The organism is Duganella sp. GW821-FHT01E12 (genome assembly GCF_059422325.1).
This window is the reverse complement of record NZ_JBWKWR010000004.1, coordinates 20391-45519: the sequence shown is the minus strand read 5'-3', so window position 1 is coordinate 45519 and position 25129 is coordinate 20391. Positions and strand designations below refer to the sequence as shown.

21 protein-coding genes are annotated in these 25129 nt (G+C 65.4%); 16 read left to right on the top strand and 5 right to left on the bottom strand.

Annotated elements, in window-relative coordinates; genetic code table 11:
- Window positions 1-82: 82 nt before the first annotated feature.
- Window positions 83-1108 (bottom strand): serine/threonine protein kinase, encoded by a 1026-nt coding sequence (locus tag AC07WS_RS13350; protein ID WP_494730005.1) that lies wholly within the window; start codon window positions 1106-1108, stop codon window positions 83-85.
- 126 nt (window positions 1109-1234) lie between these two features.
- On the opposite strand from AC07WS_RS13350, the gene AC07WS_RS13345 reads away from it, so the two are divergent.
- Complete coding sequence (locus AC07WS_RS13345; protein ID WP_494729557.1) at window positions 1235-1930, top strand: UPF0149 family protein; 696 nt, start codon at window positions 1235-1237, stop codon at window positions 1928-1930.
- A 10-nt stretch (window positions 1931-1940) separates the two neighbouring features.
- A complete protein-coding gene (locus tag AC07WS_RS13340; RefSeq protein WP_494729556.1) occupies window positions 1941-2774 on the top strand; it encodes a carboxylesterase family protein in 834 nt (277 codons plus the stop codon).
- A gap of 84 nt (window positions 2775-2858) precedes the next feature.
- Here the strand turns inward: AC07WS_RS13340 and AC07WS_RS13335 are convergent, their stop codons facing one another.
- Together AC07WS_RS13335 and AC07WS_RS13330 are read right to left on the bottom strand one after the other, a co-directional pair.
- A complete protein-coding gene (locus AC07WS_RS13335) occupies window positions 2859-3506 on the bottom strand; it encodes a Pr6Pr family membrane protein (RefSeq protein WP_494729555.1) in 648 nt (215 codons plus the stop codon).
- A 10-nt stretch (window positions 3507-3516) separates the two neighbouring features.
- On the bottom strand, window positions 3517-4491 hold the full coding sequence (locus AC07WS_RS13330) for a hypothetical protein (RefSeq protein ID WP_494729554.1): 975 nt from the start codon (window positions 4489-4491) through the stop codon (window positions 3517-3519).
- A gap of 160 nt (window positions 4492-4651) precedes the next feature.
- Here AC07WS_RS13330 and AC07WS_RS13325 point away from each other — a divergent pair, with 160 nt between their 5' ends.
- Window positions 4652-6058 carry a hypothetical protein gene (locus tag AC07WS_RS13325; protein ID WP_494729553.1) on the top strand — a complete coding sequence of 469 codons (1407 nt, stop codon included), beginning with the start codon at window positions 4652-4654 and terminating at the stop codon, window positions 6056-6058.
- 14 nt (window positions 6059-6072) lie between these two features.
- Here AC07WS_RS13325 and AC07WS_RS13320 read toward each other — a convergent pair whose 3' ends face one another.
- Both AC07WS_RS13320 and orn read right to left on the bottom strand, forming a co-directional pair.
- Window positions 6073-7083 carry a DUF1176 domain-containing protein gene (locus AC07WS_RS13320; RefSeq protein ID WP_494729552.1) on the bottom strand — a complete coding sequence of 337 codons (1011 nt, stop codon included), beginning with the start codon at window positions 7081-7083 and terminating at the stop codon, window positions 6073-6075.
- Window positions 7084-7145: 62 nt separating this feature from the next.
- A complete protein-coding gene (gene orn, locus AC07WS_RS13315) occupies window positions 7146-7742 on the bottom strand; it encodes an oligoribonuclease (protein WP_494729551.1) in 597 nt (198 codons plus the stop codon).
- Window positions 7743-7795: 53 nt separating this feature from the next.
- Here orn and AC07WS_RS13310 point away from each other — a divergent pair, with 53 nt between their 5' ends.
- The 13 genes from AC07WS_RS13310 (at window position 7796) to cheB (ending at window position 25121) form a co-directional block, all read left to right on the top strand.
- A complete protein-coding gene (locus AC07WS_RS13310; protein WP_494729550.1) occupies window positions 7796-9064 on the top strand; it encodes a M48 family metallopeptidase in 1269 nt (422 codons plus the stop codon).
- Window positions 9061-9420: a 4a-hydroxytetrahydrobiopterin dehydratase gene (locus AC07WS_RS13305; RefSeq protein WP_494729549.1), complete on the top strand. Its 360-nt coding sequence runs from the start codon at window positions 9061-9063 to the stop codon at window positions 9418-9420. The genes AC07WS_RS13310 and AC07WS_RS13305 overlap by 4 nt, the downstream gene beginning before the upstream one ends.
- On the top strand, window positions 9417-10319 hold the full coding sequence (gene rsgA / locus AC07WS_RS13300) for a ribosome small subunit-dependent GTPase A (protein WP_494729548.1): 903 nt from the start codon (window positions 9417-9419) through the stop codon (window positions 10317-10319). Before AC07WS_RS13305 ends, rsgA begins: the two co-directional genes overlap by 4 nt.
- Window positions 10320-10443: 124 nt before the next feature.
- A complete protein-coding gene (locus AC07WS_RS13295) occupies window positions 10444-13278 on the top strand; it encodes an ATP-binding protein (protein ID WP_494729547.1) in 2835 nt (944 codons plus the stop codon).
- Between the two features lie 137 nt (window positions 13279-13415).
- Window positions 13416-14345, top strand: a complete 930-nt coding sequence (argF, locus tag AC07WS_RS13290; protein ID WP_494729546.1) for an ornithine carbamoyltransferase — start codon at window positions 13416-13418, stop codon at window positions 14343-14345.
- A gap of 24 nt (window positions 14346-14369) precedes the next feature.
- Entirely contained in the window at window positions 14370-15602 is a 1233-nt protein-coding gene (locus AC07WS_RS13285) for an argininosuccinate synthase (RefSeq protein WP_494729545.1), read from the top strand.
- 137 nt (window positions 15603-15739) lie between these two features.
- Window positions 15740-17554 carry a methyl-accepting chemotaxis protein gene (locus AC07WS_RS13280; RefSeq protein ID WP_494729544.1) on the top strand — a complete coding sequence of 605 codons (1815 nt, stop codon included), beginning with the start codon at window positions 15740-15742 and terminating at the stop codon, window positions 17552-17554.
- Between the two features lie 22 nt (window positions 17555-17576).
- On the top strand, window positions 17577-19391 hold the full coding sequence (locus tag AC07WS_RS13275) for a methyl-accepting chemotaxis protein (protein WP_494729543.1): 1815 nt from the start codon (window positions 17577-17579) through the stop codon (window positions 19389-19391).
- A 12-nt stretch (window positions 19392-19403) separates the two neighbouring features.
- Window positions 19404-19847, top strand: coding sequence for a chemotaxis protein CheW (locus AC07WS_RS13270; RefSeq protein WP_494729542.1), 444 nt, complete (start codon window positions 19404-19406; stop codon window positions 19845-19847).
- Entirely contained in the window at window positions 19844-21067 is a 1224-nt protein-coding gene (locus tag AC07WS_RS13265; protein ID WP_494729541.1) for a CheR family methyltransferase, read from the top strand. The genes AC07WS_RS13270 and AC07WS_RS13265 overlap by 4 nt, the downstream gene beginning before the upstream one ends.
- Before the next feature lie 12 nt (window positions 21068-21079).
- Window positions 21080-21766, top strand: a complete 687-nt coding sequence (locus AC07WS_RS13260; protein ID WP_494729540.1) for a chemotaxis protein CheW — start codon at window positions 21080-21082, stop codon at window positions 21764-21766.
- Window positions 21763-24075, top strand: a complete 2313-nt coding sequence (locus AC07WS_RS13255) for a hybrid sensor histidine kinase/response regulator (protein ID WP_494729539.1) — start codon at window positions 21763-21765, stop codon at window positions 24073-24075. The genes AC07WS_RS13260 and AC07WS_RS13255 overlap by 4 nt, the downstream gene beginning before the upstream one ends.
- Window positions 24072-25121 carry a chemotaxis-specific protein-glutamate methyltransferase CheB gene (gene cheB, locus AC07WS_RS13250; RefSeq protein ID WP_494729538.1) on the top strand — a complete coding sequence of 350 codons (1050 nt, stop codon included), beginning with the start codon at window positions 24072-24074 and terminating at the stop codon, window positions 25119-25121. The genes AC07WS_RS13255 and cheB overlap by 4 nt, the downstream gene beginning before the upstream one ends.
- Window positions 25122-25129 lie beyond the last annotated feature (8 nt).

The window sequence follows — 25129 nt, the reverse complement described above, 5'->3', positions numbered from 1 at the left end:
ACCGGGACTTCTGAGTTCTCATTATCAAGCAGGGGCAAGGCAAGCCGAACCGCAAGGAGAGTGGGAAAACCCCGTCAATTCGCTAGATCGGCAGCGGCGGCTCGTCCATCAGCGAGATCTGCTCCTTGAGCTCGAGGATGCGGTCCTGCCAGTAGCGCTGGGTGTTAAACCACGGGAACGCCACCGGGAAGGCCGGATCGTCCCAGCGCCGCGCCAGCCAGGCCGAGTAATGGATCAGCCGCAGCGTGCGCAGCGCCTCCACCAGGTGCAGCTGGCGCGGCTCGAATTCGCAGAAATCCTCGTAGCCGGCCAGGATGTCGCTCATCTGGCGCACCTGGTCGGCGCGCTCGCCGGACAACATCATCCACAGATCCTGGATCGCCGGCCCCATGCGGCTGTCGTCGAAGTCGACGAAATGCGGGCCGGCGTCGGTCCACAGCACATTGCCGCCGTGGCAATCGCCGTGCAGGCGCAGCTGCGGCAGCTCGCCGGCGCGGTCGTAGCAGCGGCGCACGCCGTCCAGCGCCTGCGCCGAGACGCTGGCATAGGCCTCCTTCAAATCGGCCGGAATGAACTGCTTGGCCTGCAAATACTCGCAAGGCTCGGTGCCGAAGGTGGCGATGTCGATCGCCGGCCGCTCCAGATACGGCTTGATCGCGCCCACGGCGTGGATGCGGGCGATGAAGCGCCCGGTCCACTCCAGCACCGAGGGATCGCTCAGCTCGGGCGCGCGGCCGCCGTGGCGGGTGAACACGGCGAAGCGGAAACCCTTGAAATGATGCAGCGTGGCCCGCTGCGGCCCCAGCGGCAGCGCCGGCACCACCGGAATCTCGCACGCGGCCAGCTCCTCGGTGAAGGCGTGCTCTTCCAGGATGGCGGCGTCGCTCCAGCGGCCGGGGCGGTAAAACTTCACCACCAGCGGCTGAGCGTCCTCGATGCCCACCTGGTAGACGCGGTTTTCATAGCTGTTCAGCGCCAGCAGGCGGCCATCGCCATGCAAGCCTATGCTGTCGAGCGCGTCGAGCACGCACTCGGGATTGAGGGCCGAATACGGATGCGGCGCCTGCTCCTGCGGGCTGTCCGACGCCCCCGCCAGCGCGTCGGCCATGCCGGCGGCCAGGGCGGCGGCGCGGGCGTCTTCTTCTTCGTCGTCGAAATGATCTTGGCTCATCCCCGCATTGTACGGGGCGCGGCGTGTATACTGTCGGCTTCAATCCAATAAAAAGAGCAAGCCATGCAACTCGACCAGCCACTGAGCGAAAAAGAATTCGACGAACTAGACAACTTCCTGCTGTCCGACCGCAGCCCTGAAGATGCGATGACGATGGATATGCTGCACGGCTATCTGACCGCCATCGCCATCGGCCCGGAACCCATCATGCCAGCCGAATGGCTCAAGCGCGTGTGGGGCCAGGAAGACACCGACATCCCGAAATTCAAGAACGAGAAGGAAGAGGAGCGCATCCTCAACCTGATCATGCGCTTCATGAACGAAGTGCTGGTGACGTTCGAAGTGGCGCCGAAGGAATTCGAGCCGCTGTTCGTCGAGCACGAGCACGAAGGCCAGACCCTGATCGACGCCGAAGCCTGGTGCTGGGGCTTCTGGGAAGGCATGGAGCTGCGTCCGGGCTCGTGGGACGAGATCTGGGAATCGGACGTGCAGGAGCTGATGAAGCCGATCTACCTGCTGGGCGCCGACGAAATCGAGGAAGAGGAACTGCCGCTGGTGGAAGATCCGGTCAAGGCGCACAAGCTGGCGCAGGAACTGGAAGCGAACCTGCCGGCCATCTACAAGTTCTGGGTACCGCGCCGCAAGCCGGCCGTCACCACCCTGGTGCGCGACGAGCCCAAGGTCGGCCGCAACGACGACTGCCCTTGCGGCAGCGGCAAGAAGTACAAGAAGTGCCACGGCGCTGAATCGGCGGAGTAAGCCGATGGCCATGCGTGGTGCTCTCATCGCATTGTTGCTGGCGGCCGGCTGCGCGTCCGCCGCCCAGCCCGAGCTGCTGACCGACCGCACCACGCCTGCCCGCCAGGCGTCCGACGCGGCCCTGCTCAAATCGCTGGACCGCGACGTTTTCCTCAACGGCGCCTACGCCGGCCCGACCGGCAGGCTGAGCTATCGACTGATGCCGCCGGCCTCCGTTCAGCCCGGCAAGCGCTATCCGCTGGTCATCGTGCTGCACGGCTCCGGCGCGGTCGGCAACGACAACATCCGCCAGCTTGGCGCGCTGGCCATGTCCTGGGCCGCGCCGTCCATCCGCAAGCGCTACCCCGCCTACATCCTGGTGCCGCAATTTGCCGAACGCAGCGCCAACTACACGCCGTCCGCCGACGACGGCTTGCTGGCGTCCCGTCCCGGCCCCAACCTGCCCAGCGTGGCCGCGCTGGTGGACAACCTGATACCGCAATTCGCCATCGACACCGGCCGCATCTATGTCACCGGCTTCTCGATGGGCGCTTCCGCCGCCACGCAGGCGGTACTGCAACGTCAGGACATGTTCGCTGCCGCCGTGGCCTTCTCGGGCATAGCCCCGGAACGGGCCGCCGCCGCGCAGCTCAAAGACCTGCCGCTGCTGCTGGTGCACGGCGATGCCGACACCGAAAACCCCATCGAGCCCGACCGCGCGCTGTACGCCGCCTTGCAGCGCCAGCCCGGCGGCGCCAAAGCCCGCCTGCTCGAATACCGCGGCATGGAGCACACCGTGCCGGCCGACATGCTGCTCGCCCCCGCCTGGCGCGACTGGCTGTTCGCCCAGCGCAATGCCCGCTGACCGCCCCCCCATGGCAATGCAATTCTGACTTGGCTCACCTGACTGGCATTGTATATACAAAAACAAAAGCGGATCTAAGTTAGCTCACCCCTGGTTGACGCTAGCCGGCATGCGAAACCGGGCTATCCCTTTGACCAGGCTTCCCAGCCCGACAAACAGAACCAGCAAGCCGACCGCGTTCAGCAAAGTCCGGCCATAGCCGATGCTGGCCGCGTCGATGAAGTGATACGGGTACATGCCAATCAACTCGCCCCGCAGCAAGGCGTAGACGAAATAAACCGCCGGATAAGCGCTCCAGGCGAACGGCGACAGCGTTGCAGCATCCTGTCGTGGCACACGCCAGATCCAGTAAGCGAGCAGCATCAGCGGCACGACATAGTGGAGCGTCATGTCGGCCACCCACTGCCAGCCTTGGGGGCTCCAGAGATGCTGCAGCAAGATATGGTAGGCGATGCAGACAAACACGATGGCCGTTGTGGCACAGCCCAGCTTGGCGTCCGTGGCAAACCAGCGCCCCACCCGCGTGTCACCGCAGACCAGCGGCAACGTCAGCACCAGGCCAACAAAGATGTTGGTCAAGATCGTGAAAAAGCCAAAGTAGAGAACCAGGCCATCGACAACGGACTTGCTGATGCCGATATACCCGTCCAATCGCAGGATGAGGCCGAACCAGGTTATCACCGCGATCAGGATCAATACGCGGCGGTCACGGGGGATGGATGTTGTCGTCATGGATTCTCGCTCACTCAACTGTCAATTCATCGGGGACATTGTAGACAAAGGCTTTGCTGTCGAACATCAGCTTCCACGACTTCGCCTCCATCGGCGCGCCGTACTGCGTGCCCTTGACGCTGACCGTCAACGGGCCGGGCAGCGGGCCGACGACATCGGCGGTGCGATAGGTCCAGCGGCTGTGCTCGCAGCGCAGCGGTTCGGTATCGTCCATCGCCTCGGCTTCGTGCACTTCCTGCTCGGTCGTTTGTTCCTGGCTGCCCATCGCCTCCACCGCCTTGCGCCACGTTTCGTGCTCGGCGTTGGCCTGCGCGCAGTCGCCCGGCTCGGCGTCGACCGCGGCCTTGAAGCGGGCCAGCAGGGCGATCTCGTCGCCGTGCGGCGCCAGCATCACGTTGCTCACCGTGACCTGCTCGCTGCTCGCCCGGGTGCCGTTCTGCACCTTCAGCACCCAGCCCCAGGTGTGCTCGGACAAGGCTTCAAAGCGCACCTTCTCCGGCGTCACCGGCACATCGCTTTCATAGCGGTACGGCGAGCTGACCTCGACCAGTCCGCCGCCCGGTTTGGTGTCGGCGCGGATCTGGAACACGCCGTAGAAATTGCGGCCATTGGCATTGAGCGACACGCCGCTGACGGCAAAGAACAGCTCGTCGCTGGCGCCCACCGCCTCGATGCGCGCCTGCTGGATCACCCGCACCAGGAACGGTTCGTTGGACTCGTCCACATACACCCAGCCTTTTTTCTCCGCCGAGTATTTGCCGTAGGTGCGCGTCATCGCCTCGTCGATGGAGGCCGCCTCGTCGATCTTGATCAGTTGCGGCTCGGTGCTGGCCTTGTAGAACACCGCCGCCAGCAGCGCGATCATCAGCACGCCCAGCACCGCCAGCGTGTACAGCACATAGCGGCCCCACTTGCGGCGCTTGGGCGGCGGCGGGGTTTGGATGGGGTTTTGTTCGGCGACGCCGGGTTCAATCAGATCAGACATAAGAATTCCCGCAAAGAGATTGCTAATTTAACATTTGCAGAATTGTAATGCCAAAAGGAAAAACCGTGCGCGCGATATGCGCTCCCCAAGCTCCGGCCGGAAAATAAGGTGTTACCATTAAGTTACTTTTTACAATATATCAACCACCACAGGGCAGACTATGACAATCGGAAAATTAATCCCGCTGGGCACAATCCTGGCGATGACCTTAGGCTTCAGTATTCCCGCCGGCGCTCAAATAATCGATACCTTCAAGCTGGTTGGAACGGGAGCGTCGCGTGGGGCACAAAAAACCATCCCCAACAACTGGGGCGGGCATCAGGCGCGCATCGTGCGGCACGAGGACGAAACCGTGCGCGTCGCCTACCTGCTCACCGATGACAACGGTTTGAAATGGCGCGTCATGCGGCGCTCGCCAGGCGCCAATAGCGAATTTGTGCAGGAAGGCCAGGATCATCGGACTTACGACGACGTAACGCTGCTGCACAATCAAATAAACGATACCGATTACGTCACCGCCTGGCCAGGCGGCGTCCCGACCCTGTACCGGCTACCGGACTTCCAGGAAACGCCGATGGGAGCCGGCTGGCCACAGAAGCAGGCAGACAATCGTCAATACAGCAATACCGCAATCGGCGCGGATGGCACGCTGTGCCTGAAGGCATGGGACGAACCGAACACTGTGGCGCATACCACCGCATCGATCACCAACTATGCCTGCGCAGCCTTCAGCGCCCCCAACACTTACACTTGGCCGCAAATCACATCCCAGCCGATCGGCAAGCGCTATGCGTACGACTACCTGCATGTGTACCAGAGCGACAACGCCCCCGCCCAGCGTCCCACAGGCCTGTATGGCGTGTCAAAGCGCGACCTGTACTACACCGCATCGAATGTGCCCAACTCCGACACCGTGAAATACAGCGCCTACGTCAAGAACGGCATCCGCAGCTACAGCACGGGCCTGACCAGCGCTGCCGGCTGGCGTGAATTTGACTTTATTCCGGAAATGTACGCGGCGCCAGGCGCTACCGTGCCGCCTGAAGCCGTCATCAACGACTCGCTTATCGACAGCAAAGGCCGCCTGATCGTCACCTACCATGTGAGCGACCCGTCCAGCGCGGCGGTGAACGGCAACTACATCTACATCGCCGACGCCAAGGGCAATACCTTGATGCAGGGCGCGTTCGATGCGAACGTCTCCGGTTACGGCTCCACCAGGGTATATGAGGACTCGTTGCAGCGCCTCTGGCTGCTGTGGATCAATCAAGGAACCCGCTCGCCCGGCTTGAAGATCTACCGCATCATTGAGGGAACGAAATCGCAGACCTTCACTTTGGATCAGCCCGTTGATCTGTCGGCCGGCTTGCAGAACCATGTGCCGGACGGCTACGCGTATCTCGCGGCGCCGCGCGGCGGCAGCAAGCCTAGCTTGTATGTCGACATGCTCGTCAATACCTGCAGCAAGTTGATGTACATCGATGCAAACACACCTGTCGACCTGACACAGTGCTATGGGGACGGAACGCTAACTGTCTACTACGCTCGCATAGCACTGCCGAAGTAAAACGGCGCAGCTTCCTACTTGACCTCCCGGGCCACCCAGTCGCGCAGGGTGACGCCGCCCGGCAGGCCGCGGCACAGATTGGCCTGGGACATATCGACCAGCTGGAAGCCCTGGGCCGTCCACACCCAGCTCCAGAAACCGCCGCAATCGAACACGCCCCGGCCCTTGGCATAGCTGCTCAACTTGCCGCCTTCCAGCGACGCGTTCATCACGCCGCCGCCCTCCATGCCCAGCAGCTCCAGCGGCTTGATGTCGTACGGCGGCTTGTCGCGCGCCACCCACAGCCCGTAGGACGATTGATAGGCCGCGCGGTCGCACTCCAGCACCAGCAGCACCTTGCCGCCCGGCAGACGGTGAATGCTCTGGTCGCCGCCGGAATCGCCGAGGGCCACTTCGCAATCTTCAACACGCATCGTCTTGACGATAGCGGCCAGCAGCCTCTCGTCGCCCGGTTGCGCGGGCGGCAGCGGCAGCGGCCGCACCGTCGGCGGCGCCAGCGGCGGCAACACCGCGCTGGCCGGCCGCGCGCCCGGCTTGACCAGCGCCGTGACCGTGCCCACCCGCCCTTGCACATCGTCCATCTTCAGCAGGACCGCCTTCAGGCCGGCCAGCGACAGCAGCCACTGATGCTTCCCGTCCGACACCCTGGCCGACTCGGCGTTCAGCAACTGCGGCATCAGCCGCGCGATCTGCTCCGCCGTCAATCCGTTATCCGCCTTCAGACCGCCCACTGCCAGCTTGCCGACGGTGATGGTCAAGGGACCGGCGTCCTTGTCATCCGGTGTCACCACGAGCAACTTGGCCTCCGGCGCTGCGGTGCCGCCGGCATCGCGCCCCAGCCACAAGGCCACTGGCGCGCTTTCCGATTCCTCGCTCTGGAAGCCGACCGCCTCGCAGCGGCGCGTGTTGTCGCAAGCGACTTCCCAGTCCTTGGAGCCGAAGCGCGCAGCCTCGGCCGGCGCGGCACCGGCCGAGGCCGCGGCGGCCAGCACCGGCGTTATCAAAACCAGTTTCAATATTTTCATGTCTTTTCCCGCAGACGAAAAAAAACAGGTTCGACGGAACCTGTTTCGGTGCAGCGCGCAGCTTACAGCTTGATGAAGTGCTCGCGGTAGTATTTCAGCTCGTCGATCGACTCGATGATGTCGGCCATCGCCGTGTGCTTCTGATGCTTCTTGAAGCCGCCGACGATTTCCGGTTTCCAGCGCTTGCACAGCTCTTTCAACGTCGACACGTCGATGTTCCGGTAGTGGAAATACGCTTCCAGCTTGGGCATGTAGCGCACCATGAAGCGGCGGTCCTGGCCGATGGTGTTGCCGCACATCGGCGCTTTGCCCTTCGGCACCCACAGCTTCATGAACTTGATCAGTTCCTCTTCCGCCTCGGCTTCGCTCACGGTCGACGCCTTGACGCGCTCGATCAGGCCCGAGCGGCCGTGCGTGCCCTTGTTCCAGGCGTCCATCTTGTCCAGCGTCTCGTCGCTCTGGTGGATCGCGAATACCGGACCTTCGGCCAGCACGTTCAGATGCATGTCGGTGACCACCACGGCCACTTCGATGATGCGGTCGGTGTCCGGCTCCAGGCCGGTCATCTCCATGTCCACCCAGACCAGGTTGAATTCATTCTGGCGCGGGGTGATGACCTCTGGTGCGGAACCTTCTGGCAATTCGTTAGCTTGTGACATAATTCTCTCTTGGCTTCATTAATCCGAATCCGCCATTTTCTCACAGGCATAGAATGTATTCACTCGCGTTTTCGATTTTGTTTGTATCTTTCATCATTTTGACGCTGATCGTGCGCTTCTGGCTCGCCTCGCGCCATATCCGCCATGTGCTGGCGCACCGCAGCGCCGTGCCGGCCGAATTCGCCGAGAAAATCCCCCTGGCCGCCCACCAGAAGGCCGCCGACTACACCGTCGCCCGCACCAAGTTCGGCCTGCTCACCTTGCTGGTCAACACCGTGGTGCTGGTCGGCTTCACGCTGCTGGGCGGCCTGCAATGGCTGTCGGTGGAAATCTTCAAGCTGACCGGCCCCGGCATGGTCTACCAGCTGGCGCTGCTGGCGGCGTTCGCCGCCGCGTCCGGCATCGTCGACCTGCCGTTCGACTACTACAAGCAGTTCGGCCTCGAGCAGCGCTTCGGCTTCAACAAGATGAGTAAGAGCCTGTTCTTCATCGACCTGATCAAATGGACCGCCATTGGCGTAGCTATCGCCCTGCCGCTGCTTTGGGTCGTGCTGACATTGATGGACAAGGCTGGCGCCCAGTGGTGGCTGTACACATGGCTGGTGGTCAGCGGCTATCAGTTGCTGATGATGGTACTGGCGCCCAACCTGATCATGCCTCTGTTTAATAAGTTCACGCCGCTGGCGGACCAGTCGCTGAAAGCGCGCATTGAAGGATTAATGGCGCGCGTCGGCTTCGCGGCACGCGGCCTGTTCGTCATGGACGGTTCCAAGCGCAGCGCCCATGGCAACGCCTACTTCTCCGGTTTTGGCGCCAGCAAACGCATCGTCTTCTACGATACTTTGATTGAACGCCTGCAGCCGCAGGAGATCGAGGCGGTGCTGGCGCACGAGCTGGGCCACTTCAAGCTCAAGCACATCATCAAGCGCATCGCCATGATGTTCGCCATTTCGCTGGCCTTCCTGGCGCTGCTGGGCTACCTGAAGAACCAGTTGTGGTTCTACACCGGCCTGGGCGTCGATCCGCTGCTGCTGCCCGGCCAGGGCAACGACGCCATGGTGCTGCTGCTGTTCATGCTGGTGCTGCCGGTGTTCACCTTCCTGTTCGGCCCGTTGACCTCGCTCAGCTCGCGCAAGCACGAGTTCGAGGCCGACGCCTTCGCCGCCAAGCACACCGACGCGCGCGACCTGGTGTCGGCGCTGGTCAAGATGTACGAGGACAACGCCTCCACCCTGACGCCGGACCCGCTGCACTCGGCCTTCTACGACTCGCACCCGCCGGCCAGCGTGCGCATCCGCCACCTGCACGCGGCGGCCGCATGATCGCCACCCACGCCGACCTGCTGGCCCGCAACTGCCGTCCGGCCAAGGACGCGCTCGGCGCCGAGGAGGCCGCGCGCCTGCTGGCGCTGCTGCCCGGCTGGTCGCTGGAGGGCGGCAAGCTGGTCCGCACCTTCGGCTTCGCCAACTACTATCGCACCATGGCCTTCGTCAACGCGCTGGCCTACCTGAACCACGCGGAAGACCATCACCCGGAAATGACCGTGACTTACAAAACCTGCATCGTCCGCTACGACACCCACTCGGTCAACCAAGGCCAGGGCGGCCTGTCCGACAACGACTTCATCTGCGCGGCCAAGGCCGGCGTGCTGTTCCATTCGGCGGCGGTCAAGCAATGAGCCAGCAACTGACCGCCACCATCATCGCCGCCCACGGCCGCCACTACCTGGCCGAAGCGGACGGCGTCAAGCTGCAATGCGTCACGCGCGGCAAGAAGACCAACGTCGCCGTCGGCGACCAGGTGCGCATCACGCTGACCTCGCCCGACCAGGGCGTGATCGACAAGATCGAGGAACGCAAGACCCTGCTCTACCGCTCGGACCAGTACAAGTCCAAGCTGCTGGCGGCCAACCTGACGCAGCTGTTCATCGTGGTCGCCACCGAGCCCGGCTTCGCCGACGACCTGGTGTCGCGCTCGCTGGTGGCGGCCGAGGCGGCCGGCATCACGGCCCGCCTGATCCTCAACAAGACCGACGTCGCCGAATCGCTGGAGCGCACCCGCGAGCGCCTGCAGCCGTACGCCTCGCTGGGCTACCCGGTGCACGAGGTGTCGGCCAAGGCGCGGCCGGACGAGGCGCTGGCCGTGTTGAAACCGCTGCTGGCCGGACAGTCGTCGATCCTGATCGGCCAGTCCGGCATGGGCAAGTCCTCGCTGATCAACCTGCTTGTGCCGGACGCCGACATCGCCGTGCGCGAAATCTCCGCCGCGCTCGACACCGGCAAGCACACCACCACCTTCACCCGCCTGTACCAGCTGCCCGAACTGGGGCCCGATTCATCGATCATCGATTCGCCCGGCTTCCAGGAGTTCGGCCTGTACCACCTGAGCGAAGGTATGCTGGAGCGCGCCTTCGTGGACTTCGAACCCTACCTCGGGCATTGCAAGTTCTACAACTGCCGTCACCTGATCGAGCCGCAATGCGCGATCCTGGCCGCCGTGGCCGAGGGCAAGATCGCCAAAATGCGCCACACGCTGTATGGCCAACTGTTGCATGAATCGTCGCAAACCCTATATTAAAAAAAACAATTGTCGTAGCACACGCACAATTTGCATTTGCGGACTATAATTCCTCAAGGCAAGTATCTGCGTGGCGACTTTCAACAGCCCCATCCCCGCTGCGCCAGGCAGTCCAAGGACACCGATGGACATTTACGCGGTCGACGAAGAAGTAGCGCAATGGGAAGCGGCCCTGCAGCCGCTGCGCGGGCCTGCGCGCCTGCCGGTGCTGGTGCCGCTGGCCTGGCACCTGCGCCAGCGCGACACCGCGCGCGCCACCGCCCTGGCCGCCGAGGGCCGCCAGCTGCTGACCGCCACCGCGCTGTCGCCGGACGACATGTGCCTGATCTCGGCCCGCCTGCAACTGGTGCAGGCCGAAGCGGTGTGGCTGGCCGGCGAACTCGATGACGCCGCCGCCCTGACCGAACTCTCCTTCGAACAGCTGTGCCGCCTGGACGACCACCAGGGCCGCGCCGACGCCCACTGGCTGCGGGCCTGGATCGCCATCGACCGCGGCGACCACCGCAGCGGCGAGCGCGAGCTGGAACAGATGGCCGCCGCCGCCCGCGCCTGCGGCGACACCCAGCGCGCCGACATCGCCGAAGCGGCCATCGCCCGCTGGGCCGTGCTGCAGGACCTGCGCTCGGCCGAGCGCCGCTGGGGCCAGCGCTTCGCCACCGACGAGGCGCCGCAGCATCCCGGCGTGGCGGCCTGGGTGTACGACTTCTTCGGCCTGTCCGCCAGCCAGCACAGCGACCACGGCACCGCCGCGCGCCACTACATCCACTGCTACGAGACGGCGCTGGAGACGGGCCAGGTGCGCGTGGCCGTCACCGCCGCGATCAACATCGGCCTCAATTTCACCATCCTCAACGACCACCACTCGGCGCTGGAATGGATGCAAAGCGCGCTCGATCTGGCGCGCCCCACCGGCTGGCCGCGCAGCATCGGCGCCTGCCTGATGCACACCGCCGAAACCATGCGCCGCCTGGGCCGGCTCGACGCCACCGAGGAGCTGCTGCACGAGGCGCTGCAGATCATGACGCCGCTGCCGGGCGCGCGCAGCTACGCGCACGCGCTGTCCTACCTGGGCGACCTGGCGCTCGACAAGGGCGACTACAGCGGCGCGCTGAACGCCTTCCACCGCATGGCCGCGCGCGCCGACGCGCTGGGCCAGGCCGACTTCCAGTCGATCGCGCGGCGCGGCCAGGCGCACGCGCTGTGCTTCCTCGGCCGTCCGCAGGAGGCGCTGGAGATGGCCGAGCGCGCGGTCGAACTGGCGGCCGAACAGGCCAACCGCGACAACCACGTGGCCGCGCTGCGCGTGCTGTCGGTGATCCACGAGCGCCACACGCTGCCGCCGCCGCCCGGCATGACCGAGCAAAACGCCACGCTGCACTACCTGCACCAGGCGCTGGACGTGGCCTCCGCCATCGACGGCTACACCCTGCCCGGCGACCTGCACGACGCGCTGGGACGCGAGTACGCGCGGGTCGGCGACTACGCGGCGGCCTACGCCTCGGCGCAGGCGGCGGCCGCCGCGCGCCACAAGACCCACAGCCAGGAAGCGACCAGCCGCGCCATCGCCATGCAGGTGCACCACCAGACCGAGCACGCCCGCGCCGAGGGCCAGCACCACCGCGAGCTGGCCGCCTCCGAGGCGCGCCGCGCCGAGGTGCTGCAGCAGACCAGCGACACGCTCGAGCGCCTGTCGGCCATCGGCCAGGAGATCACCATCCACCTCGACGCCGCCGCCGTGTTCCAGGCGCTGAACCGCCACGTCCAGGGCCTGCTGCCGGCGCACAGCTTCGCCATCTACCTGTGCGACGCCGGCGGCGCCACGGTCAGCCGCGCCTTCGGCATCGAGAACGGCCGCCCGCTGCCGACCAACACCATCGCCGTCGACAACCCGCGCGCCAACTCGGCGCGCTGCGTGCGCGAGCGGCGCGAGATCTACGTCGAGGAGGCGGGGCCGGACGACATCTTCCTGGCGCCCGGCACCCAGCTGATGGTCAGCGCGCTGTACGTGCCGCTGGTGGTGGGCGAGCGCGCGCTGGGCGTGATGACGGTGCAGGCCATGCACGCGCGCGCCTACGGCGAGCGCGAACGGCTGATCTTCCGCACGCTGTGCGCCTACGGCGCCATCGCGCTCGACAACGCCGAGGCCTACCGCCAGTTGAAGGACGCGCAAACGCAGCTGGTGTCGCAGGAGAAGCTGGCGGCGCTGGGCTCCCTGATGGCCGGCGTGGCGCACGAGCTCAATACGCCGATCGGCAACAGCCTGCTGATCGCCAGCACCCTGATCCAAAAGACCGAGGAGCTGGAGCTCCGGGTCAACGGCCCCGGCCTGCGCCGCTCCGAGCTGGCCGGCTACCTGGCCGACGCCCGCAAGGCGCACGAGCTGGTGATGCGCGGCCTGACCAGCGCGGCGGACCTGGTCAACAGCTTCAAGCAGGTGGCGGTCGACCGCACCACCGAGCAGCGCCGCGTGTTCAACCTGCAGCAGGTGTCGCACGAGGTGATCGCGACGATGATGAACCGCATCCGCGCCGCCAACCACCGCATCGAGATCGACGTGCCGGCGCCGATCTCGATGGACAGCTATCCGGGCCCGCTGGGCCAGGTGATCGCCAATTTCATCAACAACGCGCTGCTGCACGCCTTCGCGCGCGAGCGCAGCGGCGGCATGTGGCTGCAGGCGTCCACGCCGGCCGAGGGCCGGGTGCTGCTCACCTTCCGCGACAACGGCGGCGGCATCGCGCCGGAGCACATGTCGCGCATCTTCGACCCCTTCTTCACCACCAAGCTCGGTCAGGGCGGCAGCGGGCTGGGACTGTCGATCAGCTACAACATTGTCACTTCGCTACTGGGCGGCCAGATCACGGTCCACAGCTCGCGCGGCGGCACCGCCTTCGCGCTCGACCTGCCGCTGACGGCGCCCGAGCACAAAACCTCGGCCACCACGCAGATCTACACCTAGCAACCACGGGGCCGCGATACCTGTATAGACAGGAGAATCTGCGGCAATCCGCCCTATCCGCCGAATTGCCTTTATAATTGTCCGGCTAAGCCGGCCAGGCACATCGCCCCACGCCCGCTCTCCTGTCAGTTGTTACTATGCCTATCCAAAAACCGATCAAGCATTACCTGCAGTTTTCCGACTTTTCGTTAGCCGAATACGAATACGTGATTGAACGCGCGCACCTGATCAAGCGAAAATTCAAGAACTACGAAATCTACCACCCGCTGATCGACCGCACGCTGGTCATGGTGTTCGAGAAGAACTCGACCCGCACCCGCCTGTCCTTCGAGGCCGGCATGCACCAGCTGGGCGGCGCGGCGATCTACCTGAACACGCGCGATTCGCAGCTGGGCCGCGGCGAGCCGGTGGAAGACGCCGGCCAGGTGATGAGCCGCATGTGCGACATCATCATGGTGCGCACCTTCGGCCAGGACATCATCGAGCGTTTCGCCGCCAACTCGCGCGTGCCGGTGATTAACGGCCTGACCAACGAACACCATCCGTGCCAGGTGTTCGCCGACATCTTCACCTACTACGAGCACCGCGGGGCTATCACCGGCAAGACCGTGGCCTGGGTGGGCGACGCCAACAACATGCTGTACTCCTGGCTGCAGGCGGCCGAGGTGTTCGGCTTCCACGTCAACGTGTCCACGCCCAAGGGCTACGACATGGACATGTCGCTGGTCTCGACCGACCGCTACACCTTCTTCGACAACCCGTCCGACGCCTGCCAGGGCGCGCACCTGGTCAACACCGACGTCTGGACCAGCATGGGCTACGAAGAGGAGAACGCCGCCCGCCTGAAGGCCTTCGACGGCTGGATCGTCGACAGCGCCAAGATGGCGCGCGCCGCGCCGGACGCGCTGTTCATGCATTGCCTGCCCGCCCACCGCGGCGAGGAAGTCTCGGCCGACGTCATCGACGGCCCGCAGTCGGTGGTCTGGGACGAGGCGGAGAACCGCCTGCACGTGCAGAAGGCGCTCATCGAGTACCTGCTGATCGGCCGCGTCGACACCAACAACTAACACTACCCACCAATTGGAACTAGCATGAGCGATATTAAAAAAGTAGTCCTCGCCTACTCGGGCGGCCTCGATACCTCCGTCATCCTCAAATGGCTGCAAGATAACTACCAGTGCGAAATCGTCACCTTCACCGCCGACCTGGGACAGGGCGAGGAACTGGAACCGGCGCGCGCCAAGGCGATCAAGTTCGGCATCAAGCCGGAGAACATCTACATCGACGACGTGCGCGAGGAATTCGTGCGCGACTTCGTGTTCCCTATGTTCCGCGCCAACACCGTGTACGAAGGCGAATACCTGCTGGGCACCTCGATCGCGCGTCCGCTGATCGCCAAGCGCCTGATCGAGATCGCCAACGCCACCGGCGCCGACGCCATCTCGCACGGCGCCACCGGCAAGGGCAACGACCAGGTGCGCTTCGAGCTGGGCGCCTACGCGCTGAAACCAGGCGTGAAAATCATCGCCCCATGGCGCGAATGGGACCTGCTGTCGCGCGAAAAACTGCTGAAGTACGCGGAAGACGCCGGCATCGAAATCGACATGAAGCACAAGAACGGCGGCGCGCCCTACTCGATGGACGCCAACCTGCTGCACATCTCCTTCGAAGGCCGCCACCTGGAAAACCCGAGCGCCGAAGCCGAGGAAACCATGTGGCGCTGGAGCGTCAGCCCCGAGGCGGCGCCGGACCAGCCGGAATACCTGGACATCGAATACGAGAAAGGCGACATCGTCGCCCTGAACGGCGTGCGCATGTCGCCGGCCACCGTGCTGACCGAGCTGAATCGCCTGGGCGGCAAGCATGGCATCGGCCGCCTGGACCTGGTGGAGAACCGCTACGTCGGCATGAAGTCACGCGGCTGCTACGAAACCCCTGGCGGCACCATCATGCTCAAGGCGCACCGCGCCATCGAGTCGATCACGCTGGACCGCGAAGTGGCCCACCTGAAGGACGACCTGATGCCGCGCTACGCCTCGATGATCTACAACGGCTACTGGTGGGCGCCGGAGCGCGTCGCCATCCAGACGCTGATCGACCACACCCAGGCCACCGTCAATGGCTGGGTGCGCGTGAAGCTCTACAAGGGCAACGTGATCGTCGTCTCGCGCGATTCGAAGACCGACTCCCTGTTTGATATGAACATCGCCACCTTCGACGAAGACGGCGGCGCCTACAACCAGGCCGACGCCGGCGGCTTCATCAAACTGAACGCGCTGCGCATGCGCATCGCCGCCAACGCGCGCCTGAAGCGCGGCCAGTAAGCCAGTTCTATCCAACGGCCCGATGCGGCCTTGCGGCGGCCTTGGCCACCGCAAGGTCGCATCGGGTTTTTTTTGTCCTCCGCAAAGGGCGACAAAATGATACATTGTTTCCACTGCCAGGCCACAGTGGAGCGCATATGTTCAAGAACGTCAGTATCAAATCAAAACTCGCTATCGGTTTCGGCGCGGTGGTCGCCACCATCCTGGTGCTGCTGGCCATGGCCTACCTCAATTTCAGCCGGCTGTCCGATGCACGCCAGTGGGACAAGCACACACTGGAAGTGCTGCGCGAAGCCGACCGCACCTCGGTCGCGGTACTGGAGCTGCAAGCGGCGGAACGCGGCTATGTGCTCAGCGGCGACGACAAGCTGCTCTCCGTCAGTGCCGACGCCGAGGCCACGCTGGAACATCGCTTGCAACGGCTGCTGACGCTCACCGCCGACAATCCCGTCCAGCAGGAACGCCTGCGCAAGCTGCACGCCATGGTCAACGACTGGCTGACGCAGGTCTACCATCCGCTGCTGGACAAACGCCGGGCGCTGGGCCAGAACGCCGGCGCGGCGGACCAGCTGGGCCACGGCGTCGAACTGCGCAACGGCGCCCGCAACGTCGGCGCCATCCGCGCCCTGATCGACGAAGCCACCGCCGAGGAAGCCCGCCTGCTCGACGCCCGCACCCGCACCTCGCAGGGCCTGCAGCAAACCATGTCGCTGGTGCTGATCCTGGGCGGCGGCTTGTGCGTGGTGCTGGCGGTGGTGATCGGCCTGATGCTGGCCGGCGCCCTGCTCTCCCCCCTCAACAACCTCACGCACGCGCTGGGCCGCATCGCCGCCGGCGAACAGTCGGCGCGGGCCGCGGTGCTGTCGGACGATGAAATGGGCCGCGTGACGGCAGAATTCAACCGCATGGCGCAGGCCATCCAGGACAGCCAGGCCAACGAACTGGCGGCCACCAACCTGCTCAAGTCCAAGGTCGACTCGCTGCTCGGCGTGGTCTCCAAGGCCGCCGCCGGCGATTTGACCGGCAAGATCGAGGTCGCCGGCAGCGATGCCATCGGCCAGCTGGCCCATGGCCTGGACCGCATGTTCGAAAACCTGCGCGCGCTGCTCAACAACGTGCAGAAGGCCGGCATCCAGGTCACCACCTCGGCCACCGAGATCGCCGCCTCGGCCAAGCAGCAGGAGGCCACCGGCATCGAACAGGCGCAGACCAGCGTCGAGATCCTCAGCACCACCAAGGAAATCTCCGCCAGCACCGCGCAGCTGTTGAAGACCATGGAAGACGCCACCGCGGTGGCCGACTACACCACCAGCGCCACCGCCGACGCCCAGAACAACTTGCGCCGCATGGACAGCACCATGCAGCACATGGTCTCCGCCACCGATTCGATCAACGCCAAGCTGGCCGCGTTGTCGGAGAAGGCCTCCAACATCAACAGCGTTCTGATCACCATCACCAAGGTGGCCGACCAGACCAACATCCTCTCGCTCAACGCCGCCATCGAGGCCGAGAAGGCCGGCGAGGCGGGACGCGGCTTCTCGGTGGTGGCCACTGAAATCCGCCGCCTGGCCGACCAGACCTCGGTCTCCACCTGGGACATCGAACAGATGCTCAAGGAGATGCAGTCGGCGGTGTCGGCCAGCGTGATGGGCATGGACAAATTCTCGGAAGAGATACGCCGCAGCGTCGGCGAGGTGCGCCAGGTGACGGACCAGCTGTCCGGCGTGATGGACCAGGTGCAGAAACTGGCGCCGCAGTTCGACGCGGTGCTGCAGGGGATGCAGTCGCAAGCCGTGGGCGCGCAGCAGATCTCGGAGACCATGATGCAGCTGAGCGACGCCACCCGGCAAACGGTGGACTCGCTCAAGGCCACCAGCGAAGCGGTGCACCAACTACAATACGCGGCCGGCGACCTGCAGACCAGCGTGGCCAATTTTGCCGTTGCGGCGTAAAGCACAGGAACATGGAGACCAAATGTTTAAAGACCTGAGCATCAAGAAAAAGCTGTATCTGAGTTTTGGCGCCATCCTCGCCATCATCCTGGTGCTGCTGTCCATGGCCTACACCAAGTTCAACAGCCTGTCCGACGCCAACGGGTGGGACAGGCACACGATGGAAGTGATCCAGTCCGTCGACCAGATGCGCAACGACCTGCTGCAAGTGCAGGTGGAAGCGCGCGGCTACTACCTGACCGGCGACCCTGTCCGCTTTGAACGCACCCACAAGGAGTTGGGCGACCTGCCCGGCTCCCTCCAGGCGCTGCAAAAACTCACCGGCGACAATCCTGTCCAGGTGGCGCGCTTCAAGGAGACCGAGGGCAAGATCGCCGCCTGGGTCAAGGAAGTCATCGAGGCGCAGCTGGCCGAACGCCGGGATCTGGGCAACAAGCCCGGCGCCGCCGACATCATGGGCCACACCGGTTCTCTATCGAACGGCAACGCCGCCATCACCGGCATCTACAAGCTGCTGGACGACGCGACCGCGGAGGAACGCGGGCTGCTGGCGCAGCGCTCCGAAGCCTCAAACCGCCTGCAGGAAACCATGCGCCTGGTGCTCAGCGCCGGCGGCTTGGTCTGCGTGCTGCTGTCGGCATCGATCGCATGGCTGCTGGGAGGCGCGCTGCTGACGCCCCTGAACAACCTGACCCACGCGGTCGGCCGCATCGCCGCCGGCGAACAGTCGGCGCGGGCTGCGGTGCTGTCGGCCGATGAACTGGGCCTGGTGACGATGGAATTCAACCGCATGGCGCAGTCCATCCAGGACAGCCAGGCCAACGAACTGGCGGCCACCAATGTGCTCAAGTCCAAGGTCGACTCGCTGCTCGGCGTGGTCTCCAAGGCCGCCGCCGGCGATTTGACCGGCAAGATCGACGTGTCCGGCAGCGACGCCATCGGCCAGCTGGCGCATGGCCTGGACCGCATGTTCGAGAACCTGCGCGCGCTGCTCAACAACGTGCAGAAGGCCGGCATCCAGGTCACCACCTCGGCCACCGAGATCGCCGCCTCGGCCAGGCAGCAGGAAGCGACCGGCATCGAACAGGCGCAGACCAGCGTCGAGATCCTCAGCACCACCAAGGAAATCTCCGCCAACACCTCGCAGCTGTTGAAGACCATGGAAGACGCCACCGCGGTGGCCGACTACACCACCAGCGCCACCGCCGACGCCCAGAACAACCTGCGCCGCATGGACAGCACCATGCAGCACATGGTCTCCGCCACCGATTCGATCAACGCCAAGCTGGCCGCGTTGTCGGAGAAGGCCTCCAACATCAACAGCGTTCTGATCACCATCACCAAGGTGGCCGACCAGACCAACATCCTCTCGCTCAACGCCGCCATCGAGGCCGAGAAGGCCGGCGAGGCGGGACGCGGCTTCTCGGTGGTGGCCACCGAAATCCGCCGCCTGGCCGACCAGACCTCGGTCTCCACCTGGGACATCGAACAGATGCTCAAGGAGATGCAGTCGGCGGTGTCGGCCAGCGTGATGGGCATGGACAAATTCTCGGAAGAGATACGCCGCAGCGTCGGCGAGGTGCGCCAGGTGACGGACCAGCTGTCCGGCGTAATGGACCAGGTGCAGAAACTGGCGCCGCAATTCGACGCGGTGCTGCAGGGGATGCAGTCGCAAGCCGTGGGCGCGCAGCAGATCTCGGAGACCATGATGCAGCTGAACGACGCCACCCAGCAGACGGTGGAATCGCTCAAGGCCACCAGCGAGGCGGTGCACCAGCTGCAGTACGCGGCCGGCGACCTGCAGACCAGCGTCGCCAACTTCGCCGTGGCGGCCTGACCGGAGCGGGCGATGAAGCTGCTGATCTTCCACATCGGCGCCGACCGCTACGGCCTGCGCCTGCGCGACGTGGTGCGCGTGCTGCCGCTGCTGGAACTGAAGCACCTGCCGCTGGCGCCGGACACCGTCGCCGGCCTGATGGACTTCCACGGCCAGTCGGTGCCGGTGATCGACTTGCGCCGCGCCAGCGGACTGCCGGGCGGCGCCGATCATTTCGACACGCGCATCATCCTGGTGGACTACCACGCGCCGGAAGGCACGGACCACCTGCTCGGCCTGCGCGCGGAGCGCGTGCTGGGCGTGCAGGAGGTGGCCGAAGCGCAGCTCACCGGCAGCGGCGTGCAGGCCGCGCCCTTCCTCGGCGCGGTCGCCAGCGATCCGGGCGGCATGCTGCAGCTGGTGGAGCTTGAACATCTGCTGCCTGCAACGCTGCGCGCGATACTGTTCCAGCCATGACGCCCGCCCAGTCCATGCTGCACGAGGCCACCGGCTTGACGCTGTCCAGGTCCGCGGTCGAACGCGCGATCAGGAGCCGCATGGAGCAAACCGCCGCCGCCAACCAGGACGTCTACCTGGACCGCATGACGCCGGACGAGTTGACCGCGCTGGTGGAGCTGGTGGTGGTGCCGGAGTCCTGGTTCTACCGCGAACCGCAAGCCTTCCAGGCCGCCGCCGAATTCGTCCGCGCGCGCCTGGCCGGCGATGCCAACCGCATGGTGCGCATCCTGTCCATCCCCTGCGCCGGCGGCGAGGAACCGTACACCATGGCGATGGTGCTGGCCGACGCCGGCGTGCGGCGCGACGGCTACATCATCGACGCCTACGACATCAGCCCCGGCTGCGTGGAGCGCGCCAAGAGCGGCATCTACAACCGCAACGCCTTCCGCAGCCAGGACCTGGCCTTCCGCGACCGCCACTTCAGCGCCGACGGCGAAGACTACGTCATCAACGACGCCTTGCGCCAGCAGGTGCGCTTCAAGCAGGGCAACCTGCTGGAGTTCGAGCTCGCCACCCGGACGGGCTATTACGACGTGATCTTTTGCCGCAACCTGCTGATCTACTTCGACAAGCAGACCACCAAGACGGCCATCGCCAAGCTGGAAGCCCTGCTGGCCGAGAACGGCGTGCTGTTCGCCGGCTACGCAGAAGTGCCGTCGTTCTGCCAACAGGGCTTTACGCCCATCCAGTACCCGCAGGCGTTCGGCCTGAAGAAAGAGCCGGCGCGGCCGGCGCCTGCGGTCAAGGCGGTTCCGAAAGCCGCAGCACGCACCGTGCGCCGTGCAGCGGCGCCGCAACCGCAAGCACCGCACAAGCCGCCGCGCCTGACGCCCGTGCCGGCACCCGCCGCCACGCCGGCCAACACCGACCTGCTGGCGGAAGCCCGCCAGCTGGCCGACCTGGGCCAGCTGAAGGAAGCAGAGAACAAGAGCCGCGACCATCTGGCGCAGGCGCCCGATTCGGCGGAAGCCTATTTCATCCTCGGCCTGGTCAACGAGCTGACGGACAAGCGCCAGCTCGCCGAGGACTACTGGAAGCGCTGCGTCTACCTGCAACCGGACCATTATGAAGCGCTCTGCCACCTGGCCCTGCTGGCCGAAACCAACAACGATCCCGGCGCGGCGGCCGCGCTCAAGGCCCGCGCCGCGCGCGTCTACCACCGCCAGCAAGGATCATAAGGGCGAACGACCATGAACACGACCACTTCCCCCATCGCCATCGTCGGCATCGACGACTGCTGGAACCGCATCGGCGTGATCGGCGACCAAAGCTGCGAGAAGCTGGAGCAGGCGGTCCACTGCCGCAATTGCGAAGTCTACGCAGGCGCCGCCCAGCGCAACCTGCAGCGCGCAGTCGGCGACGACTACAAGAAAGACTGGGCCGCCCACTTCCGACAGGCCGCCGCCAGCACGCAGCAGCTGGATGCCTCCTGCCTGGTGTTCCGCATCGGCCGCGAGTGGTTGTCGCTGCCGACCAAAATGTTCGTGTCGGTGGCGCCGCAGGCCAAGCCGCACCGCCTGCCGCACCGCACGGAACCCGGCTTGAGCGGCATCGTCAACGTCGGCGGCACGCTGTATCCCTGCATGTCGCTGGCGGCGCTGCTGGGCATCGACGAAAACGAAGGCGAAGCCGCCACCGATCGCCACACCTTCGCGCGCCTGCTGCTCACGCAATGGCAGGACCAGGCCTACGCGCTGCCGGTGGCCGACCTGCACGGCATCCTGCGCTACGCCACCGCCTCCGTGCTGGCGCCGGCCGCCACCATCAACAAGGGCCTGTCGCGCTTCCTGTCGGGCGTGATAGCGCATCAAGACATGCATATCGGCGTGCTCGATTCGGCGCTGATCGGCTACCAACTTGCGAGGTCGCTGCGATGAGCCAGGATAACAACGGAGACCTGAGCCAGTTCTCCATGCTGGACCTGTTCCGCATGGAGGCCGAGAGCCAGACCCAGATCCTCACCGACGGCCTGCTGGCCATGGAGCGCCTGAAGGACGACGCCGGCGCGGTCGAATCGATGATGCGCGCGGCGCACTCGATCAAGGGCGCGGCCGCCATCGTCGGCCTGGAGGTGGTGGTGCAGCTGGCGCACGGCATGGAGGACGCCTTCGTCGCCGCGCAGCGCGGCAAGCTGGCGCTCACGCCCAACCGCGTGGACGCGCTGCTGGCCGGCGTCGACCTGATACTGCAGCTGTCGCGATTGCAGGACAGCGGCGTCGACGCCTGGCTGGGCGCCAACGCGGCGCTGATCCGGCAAACGCTGGACGCCATCGCCAACATCGCCTTCCTGCCCGAGCCGGCGGCCCTGCAGCCGCCGGCGTCCGCGCCGATGCCCGCGCCGACGCCCGTACCGCAGCCCGCCGCGCAGGCCGCCGCCCCGCCCACGGCCGAAGCGCCCTCCCCCGCCCCGCCTCCGGCCGAGGAAGCGCAAGCCGCCGCGCCGCGCGCGCCGGCCGTACTGAAATCCGCGCAGAACTTCGACCGCCTGCTGTCGCTGGCCAGCGAGTCGCGCATCAACGCGCACCAGATGCATCCCTTCATCCAGGACCTGCAACGCTTCAAGCGCAACCAGAGCAGCCTGTTCGCGCTGGTCGAGCAGCTGCACGAAGTGATCGCCAACAGCAGCGACGCCGGCCTGAAAGAGAAGTCCCTGCTGGCGCTGCAAAAGACCCACCCGCTCAAGCAGTTCGTGCTGGAGCACATCGCCGACATCGAAGCCTACGAGCGCCGCCTGCTGGCCGTCTCGCAAGGCATGGTGGACGAGGTGCTGACGCTGCGCATGCGTCCCTTCCGCGACGGCGTGCAGGCCTTCCCGCGCATGGTGCGCGACCTGGCCCGCAGCATGGGCAAGGAAGTGCAGCTGCAGATCATCGGCGAGGACACGCTGGTCGACCGCGACATCCTGGCCCGGATCGAAAGTCCGCTCAACCATATGCTGCGCAACTCGGTCGACCACGGCATGGACACGCCGGCCGGCCGCATCGCCGCCGGCAAGCCCGGCACCGGCGTCATCGTGCTGGAAGCGAAGCACCGCGCCGGCATGCTCAGTATCGAGATCAGCGACGATGGGCGCGGCGTGGACCTGGAAAAAATCCGCGCGCAAGTGGTCGAGCGCAAGATGGCCAGCGAGCAGATGGCGGCCTCGCTGTCGCCCGCCGAGCTGCTGGAGTTCCTGTTCCTGCCAGCCTTCAGCCTGAAAGAAAGCACCACCGAGATTTCCGGGCGCGGCGTAGGCCTGGACATCGTGCATGAAACCATCCGCGCACAGAACGGCACCGTACGCATCGAATCGGAACTGGGCGTCGGCTTCCGCACCTTCATCACGCTGCCGCTGACGCAATCGATCGTGCGCGCGCTGGTGGTCGACATCAAAGGCGAAGCCTACGCCGTGCCCATCGTGCAGGTGGAGCGCGTGGTCAAGGTGCCGCGCGCCGCCATCCATACGCTCGAGAGCAAGCAGTTCTTCGATTTGGGCGGCGAGCATCTGGGGTTGGTCTCGGCGGCGCAGGTGCTGGAGCTGGGCGACACCGACGCCGGCAGCGACGAACTGGCGGTGGTGGTCATCGGCAGCGGCACGCGCCGCTACGCGCTGGTGGTGCAAGCCATACGCGGCGAACAAAGCCTGGCGGTGCAGGCGCTCGACCCGACCTTCGGCAAGATGCGCGACATCTCGGCCGCCGCCCTGCTCGACGACGGCGAGCCGGTGCTGATCCTCGACGTGCCCGACCTGCTGCTGTCGATCGACAAGCTGCTGCACGAAGGCGGCCTGCATCAGCTGACCAGGTCCGACCCGGCCGGACGCCGCAAGACCAAGCGCATCCTGGTGGTCGACGATTCGCTCACCGTGCGCGAGATGGAGCGCAAGCTGCTGCTTGGCCGGGGCTTCCTGGTCGATATCGCCATCGACGGCATCGACGGCTGGAACGTGGTGCGCAGCGGCGACTACGACCTGGTGATCACCGACGTCGACATGCCGCGCATGGACGGCATCGAACTGGTCACGCTGATCAAAAAGGATATTCACCTGCACAAGCTGCCGGTCATGATAGTCTCCTACAAGGACCGCCCCGAAGACCGCGCACGCGGGCTGTCGGCCGGCGCCGATTATTACCTGACCAAGGGCAGCTTCCACGACGAGACGCTGCTCGACGCGGTCAGCGATTTGATTGGAGAGGCCCGCATATGAAGATCGCCATCGCCAACGACGTCGCCATGGCAGCCGAAGCGCTGCGGCGGGTAGTGGCCAGCACCGCGGAACACCAGGTGCTGTGGATCGCCCGCACCGGCGCGGAGGCGGTGCGCATGTGCGCCGACAACCGGCCGGACCTGATCCTGATGGACCTGAACATGCCGGAGCTGGACGGCGTCGAGGCGACCCGCCAGATCATGGAACAAAGCCCGTGCGCCATCCTGGTGGTGACCGGGCGGCCGCAGGACAACGTCAACCAGGTGTTCCGCGCACTGGGCGCCGGCGCGCTCGACGTGACGGCGACCCCGGTGCTGCAAGGGAAACCGGACGGCGACGCCGAGCTGCTGGCCAAGATCCGCACCATGGACAAGCTGATACGCCACAGCGGCGGCAATCAGGCGATGATGCCGAAAACGGCCGCCAACGCCAACGGCACCTACCACGGCGAGGAGAACCTCGATGCGCCGGCGCGCGTCACGTCGCTGCTGGCGATCGGCGCCTCCACCGGCGGCCCGATGGCGGTGGCGAAGATGCTGGCCGGCTGGAAGCCGCCGCGTGGCTGCGCGATCGTGGTGGTGCAGCACATCGACCAGCACTTCGCCGACAATTTCGCCCGCTGGCTGGGCGAGCACCTGGAAATGCCGGTGCGCTCGGCCGAAGACGGCGACGAGCTGGTGGCCGGCACCGTCCTTATCGCCAAGAGCAACGACCACTTAACGCTGGATCAAAGCAATCGATTACGTTACGATGCAAATCCGAAGGACTATGCCTACCGTCCTTCGGTCGATGTGTTTTTCCGTTGCGTGGCGCAGAACTGGAAGGGCGAGGCGGTGGGTGTACTATTGACCGGCATGGGCCGCGACGGCGCCGAAGGCCTGCTGGCCATGCGACGCGCCGGCCAGTCGACCATCGCCCAGGACCAGGCCAGCAGCGCCGTCTACGGCATGCCGCGCGCCGCCGCCGAACTGGATGCGGCGCAGATGATTTTACCGCTGGCGAAGATCGGGCCGGTCTTGCGCAGCACCTTGGGCGGCGGCTCCTGAAAGTAAAA

Coding starts and splice junctions, on each gene's coding strand:
- AC07WS_RS13350 (WP_494730005.1), bottom strand. CDS start 1,108: ATGGCCGACGCGCTGGCGGGGGCGTCGGACAGCCCGCAGGAGCAGGCG.
- AC07WS_RS13345 (WP_494729557.1), top strand. CDS start 1,235: ATGCAACTCGACCAGCCACTGAGCGAAAAAGAATTCGACGAACTAGAC.
- AC07WS_RS13340 (WP_494729556.1), top strand. CDS start 1,941: ATGCGTGGTGCTCTCATCGCATTGTTGCTGGCGGCCGGCTGCGCGTCC.
- AC07WS_RS13335 (WP_494729555.1), bottom strand. CDS start 3,506: ATGACGACAACATCCATCCCCCGTGACCGCCGCGTATTGATCCTGATC.
- AC07WS_RS13330 (WP_494729554.1), bottom strand. CDS start 4,491: ATGTCTGATCTGATTGAACCCGGCGTCGCCGAACAAAACCCCATCCAA.
- AC07WS_RS13325 (WP_494729553.1), top strand. CDS start 4,652: ATGACAATCGGAAAATTAATCCCGCTGGGCACAATCCTGGCGATGACC.
- AC07WS_RS13320 (WP_494729552.1), bottom strand. CDS start 7,083: ATGAAAATATTGAAACTGGTTTTGATAACGCCGGTGCTGGCCGCCGCG.
- orn (WP_494729551.1), bottom strand. CDS start 7,742: ATGTCACAAGCTAACGAATTGCCAGAAGGTTCCGCACCAGAGGTCATC.
- AC07WS_RS13310 (WP_494729550.1), top strand. CDS start 7,796: ATGTATTCACTCGCGTTTTCGATTTTGTTTGTATCTTTCATCATTTTG.
- AC07WS_RS13305 (WP_494729549.1), top strand. CDS start 9,061: ATGATCGCCACCCACGCCGACCTGCTGGCCCGCAACTGCCGTCCGGCC.
- rsgA (WP_494729548.1), top strand. CDS start 9,417: ATGAGCCAGCAACTGACCGCCACCATCATCGCCGCCCACGGCCGCCAC.
- AC07WS_RS13295 (WP_494729547.1), top strand. CDS start 10,444: ATGGACATTTACGCGGTCGACGAAGAAGTAGCGCAATGGGAAGCGGCC.
- argF (WP_494729546.1), top strand. CDS start 13,416: ATGCCTATCCAAAAACCGATCAAGCATTACCTGCAGTTTTCCGACTTT.
- AC07WS_RS13285 (WP_494729545.1), top strand. CDS start 14,370: ATGAGCGATATTAAAAAAGTAGTCCTCGCCTACTCGGGCGGCCTCGAT.
- AC07WS_RS13280 (WP_494729544.1), top strand. CDS start 15,740: ATGTTCAAGAACGTCAGTATCAAATCAAAACTCGCTATCGGTTTCGGC.
- AC07WS_RS13275 (WP_494729543.1), top strand. CDS start 17,577: ATGTTTAAAGACCTGAGCATCAAGAAAAAGCTGTATCTGAGTTTTGGC.
- AC07WS_RS13270 (WP_494729542.1), top strand. CDS start 19,404: ATGAAGCTGCTGATCTTCCACATCGGCGCCGACCGCTACGGCCTGCGC.
- AC07WS_RS13265 (WP_494729541.1), top strand. CDS start 19,844: ATGACGCCCGCCCAGTCCATGCTGCACGAGGCCACCGGCTTGACGCTG.
- AC07WS_RS13260 (WP_494729540.1), top strand. CDS start 21,080: ATGAACACGACCACTTCCCCCATCGCCATCGTCGGCATCGACGACTGC.
- AC07WS_RS13255 (WP_494729539.1), top strand. CDS start 21,763: ATGAGCCAGGATAACAACGGAGACCTGAGCCAGTTCTCCATGCTGGAC.
- cheB (WP_494729538.1), top strand. CDS start 24,072: ATGAAGATCGCCATCGCCAACGACGTCGCCATGGCAGCCGAAGCGCTG.